At 68.2% G+C, this 10,212-nt stretch carries 11 protein-coding genes and 2 riboswitches; of the genes, 5 read left to right on the top strand and 6 right to left on the bottom strand.

Annotation, left to right across the window (positions count from 1 at the left end):
• Window positions 1-126: 126 nt before the first annotated feature.
• Window positions 127-337, bottom strand: a riboswitch (cobalamin riboswitch).
• Between the two features lie 382 nt (window positions 338-719).
• From IEJ03_RS04200 to IEJ03_RS04180, 5 genes are all read left to right on the top strand, one after another.
• Complete coding sequence (locus IEJ03_RS04200) at window positions 720-1,634, top strand: ABC transporter substrate-binding protein (protein WP_242458046.1); 915 nt, start codon at window positions 720-722, stop codon at window positions 1,632-1,634.
• Between the two features lie 29 nt (window positions 1,635-1,663).
• Window positions 1,664-2,746: an iron ABC transporter permease gene (locus IEJ03_RS04195; RefSeq protein WP_192036443.1), complete on the top strand. Its 1,083-nt coding sequence runs from the start codon at window positions 1,664-1,666 to the stop codon at window positions 2,744-2,746.
• Window positions 2,743-3,507, top strand: a complete 765-nt coding sequence (locus IEJ03_RS04190) for an ABC transporter ATP-binding protein (RefSeq protein ID WP_192036442.1) — start codon at window positions 2,743-2,745, stop codon at window positions 3,505-3,507. The genes IEJ03_RS04195 and IEJ03_RS04190 overlap by 4 nt, the downstream gene beginning before the upstream one ends.
• Before the next feature lie 108 nt (window positions 3,508-3,615).
• On the top strand, window positions 3,616-3,978 hold the full coding sequence (locus IEJ03_RS04185; protein ID WP_192036441.1) for a hypothetical protein: 363 nt from the start codon (window positions 3,616-3,618) through the stop codon (window positions 3,976-3,978).
• Window positions 3,979-4,155: a DUF1289 domain-containing protein gene (locus tag IEJ03_RS04180; protein WP_192036440.1), complete on the top strand. Its 177-nt coding sequence runs from the start codon at window positions 3,979-3,981 to the stop codon at window positions 4,153-4,155.
• Between the two features lie 24 nt (window positions 4,156-4,179).
• Here the strand turns inward: IEJ03_RS04180 and IEJ03_RS04175 are convergent, their stop codons facing one another.
• The 6 genes from IEJ03_RS04175 to IEJ03_RS04150 all read right to left on the bottom strand — a co-directional run bounded on the left by IEJ03_RS04175 (window position 4,180) and on the right by IEJ03_RS04150 (window position 10,190).
• Window positions 4,180-4,962: an ABC transporter ATP-binding protein gene (locus tag IEJ03_RS04175; protein ID WP_242458099.1), complete on the bottom strand. Its 783-nt coding sequence runs from the start codon at window positions 4,960-4,962 to the stop codon at window positions 4,180-4,182.
• Window positions 4,963-4,967: 5 nt separating this feature from the next.
• The gene (locus IEJ03_RS04170) at window positions 4,968-5,942 is read right to left on the bottom strand and encodes an iron ABC transporter permease (protein WP_192037175.1); all 975 of its coding nucleotides are present in this window, start codon (window positions 5,940-5,942) and stop codon (window positions 4,968-4,970) included.
• Window positions 5,943-5,952: 10 nt separating this feature from the next.
• Window positions 5,953-6,804, bottom strand: a complete 852-nt coding sequence (locus tag IEJ03_RS04165) for a cobalamin-binding protein (RefSeq protein WP_242458045.1) — start codon at window positions 6,802-6,804, stop codon at window positions 5,953-5,955.
• 89 nt (window positions 6,805-6,893) lie between these two features.
• Window positions 6,894-8,735, bottom strand: a complete 1,842-nt coding sequence (locus IEJ03_RS04160) for a TonB-dependent receptor (protein WP_192037174.1) — start codon at window positions 8,733-8,735, stop codon at window positions 6,894-6,896.
• Between the two features lie 133 nt (window positions 8,736-8,868).
• Window positions 8,869-9,100, bottom strand: a riboswitch (cobalamin riboswitch).
• 44 nt (window positions 9,101-9,144) lie between these two features.
• The gene (locus IEJ03_RS04155) at window positions 9,145-9,573 is read right to left on the bottom strand and encodes a bifunctional adenosylcobinamide kinase/adenosylcobinamide-phosphate guanylyltransferase (RefSeq protein ID WP_192036438.1); all 429 of its coding nucleotides are present in this window, start codon (window positions 9,571-9,573) and stop codon (window positions 9,145-9,147) included.
• The gene (locus tag IEJ03_RS04150) at window positions 9,525-10,190 is read right to left on the bottom strand and encodes a histidine phosphatase family protein (protein WP_242458044.1); all 666 of its coding nucleotides are present in this window, start codon (window positions 10,188-10,190) and stop codon (window positions 9,525-9,527) included. The genes IEJ03_RS04155 and IEJ03_RS04150 overlap by 49 nt, the downstream gene beginning before the upstream one ends.
• Between the last annotated feature and the right edge of the window lie 22 nt (window positions 10,191-10,212).

Raw genomic sequence — 10,212 nt, 5'->3', positions numbered from 1 at the left:
CAGGCCGCGGTCGACTGGGCAGCGGCAGACGAACGCCAGACGCGCACCACGGCGGACGCCCCGCCGGGAGGGGGAATCGGAAAACTCGGGCATGTTGATCCTCTCGGTGCCCACCGCACCGGACTGGGATGACACGAAACGACAGGCCGGTCTCCGGGCTCGAAGGCGGCATGGCCGAGGCTCATGCCGTGATCCGCACCTTCCCGGCTATCGCCAGTGGTCATCGCGGATCGCGCTTCATTACCGTTGCGGGGGCAGCGCTGGGATCGGCCGAGGCCTTACCAGACTTCCCGATTATCCCCTGAGCATCAGGGGCACCTGTCTTCGAAGAGCGTATCCTAAGGTAACGGCCGCGACCGGCGCAATCGCCGCCACGCAATTTCCCCGAAGACCGTCATCCATCATTGAACGTCCCCAAGGCATGATCGCCCCTGAACCGGCAATCCGGGGGTTGTTTTTCCCGGGTGTTTTGTCACATGATCGTCGCCCATCGCGGAACGAAGCGCGAGAAAGAGATAGCCAGGACGGGATCAATCGAGATAATCACCCGTAAAAATCGGCGACATTACCTCCCATAAAAACTGCCAATCTATCACTCAAAAAATCGGAAAAAACGCATGAAATATGCTCGCCATTTACTGGCCAAATTGGCGCTATTTCCCGCTTCATTCGCCTTGGCATCCCCCACTCATTATCCGATCACTCTTTCCAACTGCGGCATGGATATTCATTTTTCTTCGGCACCGGGGAGCACGGTTACCGTCGGCCAGTCGGCGACCGAGATCCTCTATGCCCTGGGCATCGACGAGCGCGTCGATGGCACCTCGGTATGGTTCAATCCGGTGCTGCCGGAATTCCAGGAGATCAACGCCGACATCGAGCGACTCGCCGCCAACGACCCGAGCTTCGAGGCCGTGGTCAATCGCAAGCCCGACCTCGTCGCCGCCCAGTATGCATGGCATATCGGCCCCACCGGCAGCGTGGCGACCCGCGAGCAGTTCCATGACCTGGGCATAGCCACCTACATCATGCCCGCCGACTGCGATACCAAGGACAACGCCACCGGCGGCGACGGCACACGCACGGCCGCCTTCTCGACCGACTCGATCTACAAGGGCATCCTTGAGCTGGCCACCATCTTCGACGTCCAGGGCGCCGGAAAGTCCCTGGTGAACGATCTGAGAACGCGGGAATCGGCCGCCGTTTCCGCGGCCCGGGAGTTGGCCTTACCGGACGACCTGTCGGCCGTCTTCTGGTTCTCGTCTCCCGACGAGGCCGCGGATCCCTTCGTCGCCGGCAGGCTCGGCGCACCGGGCTACATGATGGACAAGCTGGACATCCGCAACGTGATTCAATCCGATGAGGAGTGGCCGACCGTTGGCTGGGAGACGATCGCCCGCGCCGATCCCGACATCATCGTGCTGGCCCGCATGGATCGCCGCCGCTACGCGGCGGACAGCATCGACGCCAAGCACGACTTCCTGCGCGATGACCCCGTGGCGCGGGAGATGTCGGCGGTCAAAAACGGCCATATCATCGAGATGGATGCCCATGCCATGAGTGCCACGATGCGCACCATCTTCGGCCTCGAGACACTGGTCGATGCCCTGGCGAGCCAGTCCTTCGATCGATGAACGACACCCTCCGCTCCATGACGTCGCCCATGGCGCCCCCGAGGCGCTCTGCGGCCGCTCGCCCGCCTCGGCCGACGCCATCCGCCTGGCACTGGAGCTGGCTGGCGCCGCTGCTGCTGTTCCTCGCGGTGATGGCCGGCACCGCCTTCGGCGAGACCTCGATCCCGCCGAGGACCCTCCTCGAGGTGCTGGCCAACCGCCTTCTGGGCACGACCTTTCCCGTGGATCGCATCGATGCCGGCATCATCTGGAGCTATCGGCTGAGCCGGACGATCCTCGCGGCCTGCTGCGGCGCCGGACTGGCGCTGGCCGGGGTCGTACTCCAGGCCCTGCTGCGCAACCCGCTGGCCGACCCCTTCCTGATGGGCATCTCCGCCGGCGCTTCGACCGGTGCCGTCTCGGTCGCCATCCTCGGGCTCGGCGCCGGCGCCCTGACGCTGTCGCTCGGCGCCTTCGCCGGAGCCTGCCTGGCCTTCGGCCTGGTGGCGGTGCTCGCCCACGCCGCCGGCAGCGGTATCGGGGGCGATCGCGCGACCCAGGCCGCGGGGGCCATCATCCTCGCCGGTATCGCCGGCTCGCAGCTGTTCAACGCCCTGACCGCGCTAATCATCGCCAAGTCGGCGAGCGCCGAGCAGGCACGCGGCATCATGTTCTGGCTGCTGGGCAACCTCTCCGGGGTGCGATGGGACGACGTCGCCCTGGGGCTGCCCGCCGCCCTGGCCGGCCTGGCCATCTGCCTGTGGTATCGGCGCGCCCTCGATGCCTTCACCTTCGGCGTCGACAGCGCCGCCGCGCTGGGCATCCCCGTGCGCCGGGTCCGCGGGGTGCTGATCGCCGCCATGGCGCTGGTCACCGCCGCCATGGTGTCCATGGTCGGCGCCATCGGCTTCGTCGGGCTGGTGATCCCCCATGCCATGCGCTTTCTCGTCGGCAGCCGCCACACCCGCCTGGTGCCGGCCTCGGCGCTGGCCGGCGCCGTCTTCCTGATCGGCGCGGACGTGCTCTCACGTATGCTGGTGCCGGGCCAGGTGCTGCCGATCGGGGTGGTCACGGCGCTGATCGGCGCCCCGGCCTTCGCCCTGATCCTGATCCGCGGCGCGAGGACACGATGAGACTATTCGCCGAGCACGTCGACTGGCGCATCCACGGGCGCCGGCTGCTGAACGACGTCAGTCTGGCGGTGGAACCGGGCGAGACCTTCGGCCTGGTCGGCCCCAACGGTTCGGGAAAGACCACCCTGCTGCGCGTAATGGCCGGGCTGCGCCGTCCGAAGACCGGACGCGTGCTGGCGAACGGCCAGCCGATGCACCGCATGCGGCGCCATGAGATCGCGAGGATCCTGGCCTTCGTCGAGCAGCAGGCGGACACCCTCGACCGAGTCGAGGTGCACCAGGCGGTGGCGCTTGGGCGCACGCCATTTCTCACACCGCTACGGCCCTGGTCCGCGGAGGACGAGGCCATCGTCGAGCGGGCGCTGGCCGACGTCGGCCTGGAGGCCCTGGCGAACCGCCTCTGGCACACCCTCTCCGGCGGCGAGCGTCAGCGGGTGCACATCGCCCGCGCCCTGGCCCAGCAACCCAGCGCCCTGCTGCTCGACGAGCCCACCAATCATCTGGATATTCGCCACCAGCTGTCGATCCTGCGGCTTGTTCGGCGGCTGCCGATCACGGTCATCATCGCCCTGCACGATCTCGATCAGGCCATGGACTGCGACCGCATCGGCATCATGGACGGCGGACGCCTGGTCGCCACGGGCCCGCCCCGGGAGGTGCTGACACCCGACCGGCTGCGGCGCACCTTCGGCGTGCACGCCGAGGTGCTCGAGGTCCCCGGCGATGGCCGTCCCATCCTGCGCTTTCGCCATGCCCTCTAGACAGCAACCCGAGTCCTGTCCGTGCTCGGCGAGCGAACCGGCGCCCTCGCTCGGCCGACCGGCTCACGCACTGCGTCACGACGCCACCCTCAACAGGAGAGCCCTTCCATGCTCGACAAGAAAGCCCGCACCCGAATGGAGCGCCAGCTGACCCGCGCCCTGACCGATGCCTGCGAGACCGCCAAGCCTATGCTGCCGGGCTTCGCCTGGCTGACCCACCTGGTGGACTACCGCCGCTTCCCCGAGAGCCTCAGGGTCGTCTGGGTGTTCGAGACCCAGGCCGACATGACCCGCGCCCTCAAGGGAAACGGGCGCCGGCGGATGCGCGAGCTCACCGAGGCCGCCTTCTTCGAGGCAGGCGTCGAGGTGGCCGCCATCGACGACCATCTGGATGTCGACAGCGAGGAAGAATGTCGGCGCGTGCACGGCGGCGACTGGGAACGCCGGCTGGCGATCCGGGGGTATCACTGAATGGCCAAGGGCATCGAAAGTCCCTGCGTCTCGATCTGCCAACTGAAGCGCGGGCTATGCGTGGGCTGCGGGCGCACCATGGAGGAGATCACCCGCTGGCGCTCGATGAAGCGACCGGAACGTATGAAGACCAACCAGCGGGCGGCGCAGCGGCTCAAGAAGCTCGACAAGGACTGATCGGCGCTTAAGCCTCCTATCGCCTCAATGCTTGGGCACGAAGACCGGCGCGCCATCGACCATGGCGGTGGTGAGGGCCTGGCCATAGAGCCGTTCGAGAGCCTCGGGCACCAGCATGCGGTCCGCCGGCCCCCAGCAGGCCTCGCCGTCGGGGTACAGCAGCAGCAGGTGGTCGCACCAGCGTGCCGCCAGGTTGAGATCATGCAGACACATCATCACCCCGCAGCCACGAGCGGCCTGCTCGGCCAAGAGTTTCATGACCGCCACCTGGTGATGCAGGTCGAGATGGTTGGTGGGCTCGTCGGCGAGCCACAACCGAGGGGCCTGGGTCAGCAAGGTCGCCAGGCTGACCCGCTGTCGCTCGCCGCCGGAAAGAGTGGCGAGCTCTCGCTCGGCCAGGTGCGTCAGGTCGAGTCTCGCCAGTGCCGCCTCGGCCCTCGCGACATCCTCCGGCCCCTCCTGCTGCCAGGGCGAGAGGAAAGGATGGCGACCGATCAGCGCCGTCTCGCGCACGGTGGCCGGAAAGTCGTCGTGATGGGCCTGGAAGACGATGCCCAGCCGACGCGCCAGAGCCCGCCGCTTGAGGCGCGCCAAGGGCTCTCCGCCGAGGCGCACCTCGCCTTCGCGCGGCGCACGCAGCCCGGCCAGGGTGTGCATCAGGGTCGTCTTGCCGGCGCCATTCGGCCCCAGCACTCCCCAGCGCTCACCGGGCGCGACCCGCAGATCCAGCGGCCGCCCGCCAGCGCGTCCCGGGATATCGATGACCAGCTCATGCGCTTCCAGAGTCTCCATCAGCGGCTCCGACATCGTCATCAACGGCTCCGGGACAGCAGGTAGAGAAAGCTCGGCACGCCGAGCAGCGCGGTGATCACGCCTACCGGCAGCTGCTGAGGGGCGATCAGGGTGCGCGCCAGGGTGTCGGCCAGGGTCAACAGGGTGCCCCCGGCCAGCAGGCTGGCCGGTAGGATCAGCCGCTGGTCGTTGCCGAGCCTCAGGCGCAGCATGTGGGGCACCATCAGGCCGACGAAGCCCACGCTGCCGGCGGTGGTGACCGCCACCGCAGTGAGCAGGCTGGCCAACAGGTAGAGGGTCCACTCCAGTGGGCGCACCGCCACGCCCAGGGCCGCGGCCTGCAGGCTGCCGCGGGCCAGCACGTTGAGGGTACGACCCAGGGGCATCACCACCAGAAGGCTGATCACTGCAAGGCTCAGCACCGGCCAGGGACTACCGGCATAGGCCATGTCGCCCATCAGCCAGTAGAGCATGCCGGGCAGCCGCTCCACCGGGCTCACTGCCAGCAGGAAGCTGATCAGCGCCCCCCAGCCGGCGGCCATCACTACCCCGGTGAGCAACAGGCGCGTCGGCGTCCAGCTGCCGGTACCGTGGGCCAGGCCGAAGACGATCAGGGTCGAGGCCAGGGCACCCCCAAAGGCCGCCCCGGCGACCAGTGCGGCGCCGAGACCGGCGAGCATCGCGGCCAGCGCCGCCACCGAGGCTCCGCCGGACAGCCCCAGCACATAGGGGTCGGCCAGCGGATTGCGCAGCAGGATCTGCATCAGGGCGCCGGCGAGCGCCAGCAGGGCCCCGGTGCCGAAGGCGGCAAGCGCCCGGGGCAGGCGAAGCTCCAGCACCAGCGTCTGGTGCAGAGCCTCGCCGCCCCCGGAGAGCACCGCCACGAGCTCCCCCGGGGCGATGGCGACGCTGCCCAGGGCCAGCGATAACGCCAGCGCCAGCAGCGCGGCCAGGGTCAGCCAGGCCAGGGGCCGCAGGCGCCGCGCACGATTCACCGGGTGAGCACTAGCGGCGACCACGGGCGACCTCCAGGTACTGACAGAGCCGGCGGGTTCCTTCCACCAGCCGCGGGGCGGCCCGCTGCACCAGGTCGGGATCGATGAGGAAGAGATTGTCGCGACGCACCGCCGTCAGCCGGGGATACGCCCGCCAGGCCTCGAGCCAGGTGGAGTCCGGCTCGCCCATGCCACCGGTGATGATCGCCTCCGGGTCGCGGGCGAGCACCGCCTCGACGCCGATCCGAGGCACCAGGGCGGAAGCCTCGGCGAATAGATTCACGCCGCCGCACAGCTCGAGCGAGCGGCTGATCCAGTGGCGGCCATTGAGGGTCATCAGCGGCTGCTCCCAGACCTGATAGAAGACCGGCACTGGGGCGGCGGCGGCATAGCGCTCGCGTAGCGCCGCAACCTCCTCGCGCAGCGACGACGCCGCGGATGCGGCGACGTCAGGGGTACCCGCCAGGGTGCCGAAGCGCTCGAGGCTCTCGGCGATGCCGGCAAAGTCTCCCACGTCGGAGAAGTAGACCGGTAGCCCGAGGGCGGCCAGGCGGTCAAGCTGGTCGCCAGGATTACCGCCGGCCCAGGCCACCACCAGATCGGGCTCCAGCGCCAGCAGCGCCTCGAGGTCGAGGCGATCATAGCTGCCCACCCGGGGCAGCCCCGCCGCCTCGGCCGGGTAGTCGCTGAAGCCGACCGCCCCGACCACCGCCTCGCCGGCGCCAGCGGCAAACAGCAGCTCGGTGACCCCGGGCGACAGCGCCACGATGCGGCTCGCAGGCGCCTCCAGGCAGACCTCGCGGTCGGCGTCATCGGTGACGCAGACACCATCGGCGCCCTGAGCCGGGCCGGCCAGGCTCAAGGCCAGCCCCGATACCAGAACCAATGCCAGGCCGAGACCCGGCCATCGACACCGCCGTCCTGAACGCCGCATGGAAGTCATGAATCGCATCAACCGCCGAAGCTCAGGCTGAGGTAGGCCGCGCGGCCCGGGCTGTTGTAGCCGCCGGCCGTTTCGTAGTCCCTGTCCAAGGCGTTCTCAAGGGTCAGGCGGGCCGACCAGCCCGGCGCGAAGGCCCAGCCGGCACGCAGGTTGAGGAGACCGAAACCGGCCAGCCGCTCGTCGTTGTCGGCATCCTCATAACGGTGGTTCTGGGCGATGAAGGAACCGCCCAGGCTCCAGTCGCCCAGCGTGCGGTCGGCGTCCAAGCGCAGGCTCTGGCTGGCGCGATTCGTCAGCTGCTTGCCAGTGTCGCGGTCCTCGGGGTCCATGAGGGTTACCGCGGCGCGCAGCGTCCAGTCATTGATGTCGGCGCCGGTGGCCACCTCCACACCACGGATGCGCGCCCGATCGACGTTTTCTGAGGTATCGACGCTACCATCGCCGTCGGTATCAACCGTCGTGATCATGTCATCGATATCGCTCTGGTAGACCGCCAGGTCCCAGAACCCGCGCCCGAGCTGGCCGCGAATGCCCAGCTCATAGGTCTCCGAGGTCTCCGCCTCGAGATCCGGATTGCCCTCGTAGAAGCCATCGTCTGGATAGTAGAGGTCATTGAAGGTCGGGGCCCGGAAGGCAGTGCCATAGCTGGCGCGCAGGGTATGAGTCTCGTCGAGCGCCACCCCCAGCGCCAGGCTGCCGGTGGTCTCCTCTCCAAAGGCCTCATTGTCGTCGTGGCGCAACGATGCCTGAAGGCTCAAAGGCGAGAAGTCCATCAGCGCCTGGGTAAAGACGGCCTTGTTATCGCGACTGTCCTTGTCGAAGGCTGTGGTAGAGTCGACGTCGTCGCGGGCATACTCGCCGCCGGCGACCAGTTCGTGGGGGCCGAAAGCCAGGATGTTCTCCCAACGGGCGGTGCGCGTGCGGGTATCGAATACCGAATCGCCGGTGTCTCTGTGGCTGTTGCTCTCGTCCCTCGCCTCACTGAGCGTCAGGCGGCTGGACCAAGCCTCGGTAAGCGGCAACTCACCATAGACGCCGGCCACCTGCTGAACGTAATCGGTATCGCCGGGTGAGCCGTAGTTATCGAATTCGGTATTCCCGCTGGCCCGCAGCGCCAGCACGCCCACCTCGGCGCCGTTATCGAAGCCGTGTGAGAGGCGCACCAGACCGGTGGTGTTGTCGTAGCCCTTGTCACCCTCGCCGTCGACGATCTCGTAGCCGTCGCTCTCCAGGCGGCTGGTGGCGACGAAATAGCGCGTGCCGTCCTCGGCGCCGGAAAGCGAGGCACTGGCCCGGCGGGTACCGAAGCTACCGCCCCCCAGGCTGATGCTCGGTGTGGGGTCGCCCTCGCCTTTCGGAGTGAACAGCTGGACCACCCCGCCCACGGCATCGGCACCGTAGAGGCTGCCGCGCGGACCGCGCACGACCTCGATGCGCTCGAACACGCGCGGCTCGAGGAACTGCCAGGCCGGGCCACCATCGGTAGCGGAGCGCAGCCGGATGCCGTCGATCATCAGTGGTGTGGACTCCCTGCCAGTGCCGCGCAAGTAGATGCCGGTGTTCTTGCCAAAGCCGCCGCTGGAGGAGACATCCACGCCGGGCTGGGCGCGCAGGATGTCGGTGATGTCCTTGGGGTCCTGGCGGCGAAGATCGGCCTCGTCGAGGATCGTGACCGAGGCGAGGCTCTGATCGGCGGTTTGGGGCGCCAGCGACGCGGTCACCACCATAGGTGCGAGGGTCTGCTCGCTTTCGGTAACGTTCGTCTCGGAAGAGGAGGTCGCGGCATCGGCCAGCGGCGCCACGCCGAGGCACAGGGCGGTGAGGCTCCGGCGGCGCAGGGGGGATATCATCATGATCATGTCTCTCAGGGCCGCACGCACCCGTGCGGCAGGAACCCTTGAAGGCCGGGCGGGGGGGAGATCGACGTGGGGATAGGGTGACAGCCGGTGATCGGCGAGTCACTTCATTCCCGGATCGCCCGCGCCCTGGCATGCACTCGAAGGCCGGTCTCCGGGCTGACGAGTGAGGCGGGACACCTCGAGACCGCCGCCTTCCCGTGCTTGAGCACAGTGGCCTACCGTTGCCGATAGTGGCGATCCTTGACTCGATTACCGTTGCGGGGGCAGCGTCGGACTGGCCGCTTGGCGTCACCGACTTCCCGTTTCAACCCGGACTGTCTGCGCGGTCCTGGGTCACCTTGGAGTGGGCGTAAGCTAGCAATCGGGGGGTGGGGCGTCAACGCGAATCCCGCGCGGGCCGCTACCGCAAGCGGCGAGCCAGCCCATGCCGCACGTACCAGACGGCCTCGGCAATGGACGCCGCATCCTGCGCAAGCCAGCCGGCCAGATCCCGCAGGCGGCGATCCTCGGGCGCCACTGGCACGATGCCACGGCCGATCTCCGGCAGGATCAGCACGATGGTCGCCTCTCCTTGCCGCTCGGCCTCGCTCATCGCCACGAGCTCGTCGGCCAGCCGCTCGCGCAACCGGTCGTCGTCGGGCTCTTCGACCAGCGACCGTGCGAGCCAGTCGGTCCATGTGGTGATCACGAGGCAGCGACCCGGCACGAGCCGGTCACGCCAGCCGGAAAGCGTACCGCCCTCTCCCACCTTCCACCAGAAGGCGCCAGGGAAACGTGCCGCTACCAGGTCGCGCTTGCCGGCGCAGGCACCGCCGATGAAGAGCTGCATGACCAGCCGTCCTCCTCGAATGTGAAACGAAAACAGCGCCCCTGGGCCTGGCCGACCACGCCATCCCAGAAGTCGGCCGCCTCGAGGCGACGACGCAGCTCGCGGATGGCCCCCCCGTGACTGACCGCCAGCACGCGACGGTGCTGACACTGGCGTGCCTCGGCCAGCACATCATCTAGCCAGGCCGAAAGCCGCGCCCAGAGATCATCCGCAGACTCGCCCCCGGGAGTGGCCAGCCGGCCGTGGCTGTCTACCCAGGCCCGATAGGCGGGATCGTCCTTCAGCGCATCCCAGGTACGCCCTTCGTACTCGCCGAAGTTGAGCTCCCGCAGGCGGGCATCGAAGCGCGGCGCTTCCCCATGGCCTTGCCGCTCCTTGCCCTCCTGCACATGGGCAAGCGTCTGGCGACAGCGGGTCAAATCGCTGCAGTGAACGGCATCGAAGTCGACCGCGGCCAGATGATCGCGCAGCCGGTCCAGGTCGGGCTGGGCCTCGGGCAGCAGCAGCGGAATGTCTCGATGCCCTTGGTAGCGGCGCTCCAGGTTCCAGCTCGTAAGGCCATGACGAACGACCAACACGTCGAGGCAGCGGGTATCGTCCATACGAGAATCACTCATCGGCGTTCCCCCTCTTCACAGG

This window comes from Halomonas sp. YLGW01 (assembly GCF_014840935.1).
In the GTDB taxonomy this organism is placed as follows: Bacteria; Pseudomonadota; Gammaproteobacteria; order Pseudomonadales; family Halomonadaceae; genus Onishia.
The sequence above is the reverse complement of the archived record's forward strand: the minus strand, read 5'-3'. Positions and strand labels throughout refer to the sequence as shown.

Bases quoted from the DNA above. Each gene is read 5' to 3' on its own strand.
- IEJ03_RS04200 (WP_242458046.1), top strand. From the start codon at position 720: ATGGATATTCATTTTTCTTCGGCACCGGGGAGCACGGTTACCGTCGGC.
- IEJ03_RS04195 (WP_192036443.1), top strand. From the start codon at position 1,664: ATGGCGCCCCCGAGGCGCTCTGCGGCCGCTCGCCCGCCTCGGCCGACG.
- IEJ03_RS04190 (WP_192036442.1), top strand. From the start codon at position 2,743: ATGAGACTATTCGCCGAGCACGTCGACTGGCGCATCCACGGGCGCCGG.
- IEJ03_RS04185 (WP_192036441.1), top strand. From the start codon at position 3,616: ATGCTCGACAAGAAAGCCCGCACCCGAATGGAGCGCCAGCTGACCCGC.
- IEJ03_RS04180 (WP_192036440.1), top strand. From the start codon at position 3,979: ATGGCCAAGGGCATCGAAAGTCCCTGCGTCTCGATCTGCCAACTGAAG.
- IEJ03_RS04175 (WP_242458099.1), bottom strand. From the start codon at position 4,962: ATGTCGGAGCCGCTGATGGAGACTCTGGAAGCGCATGAGCTGGTCATC.
- IEJ03_RS04160 (WP_192037174.1), bottom strand. From the start codon at position 8,735: ATGATATCCCCCCTGCGCCGCCGGAGCCTCACCGCCCTGTGCCTCGGC.
- IEJ03_RS04155 (WP_192036438.1), bottom strand. From the start codon at position 9,573: ATGCAGCTCTTCATCGGCGGTGCCTGCGCCGGCAAGCGCGACCTGGTA.
- IEJ03_RS04150 (WP_242458044.1), bottom strand. From the start codon at position 10,190: ATGAGTGATTCTCGTATGGACGATACCCGCTGCCTCGACGTGTTGGTC.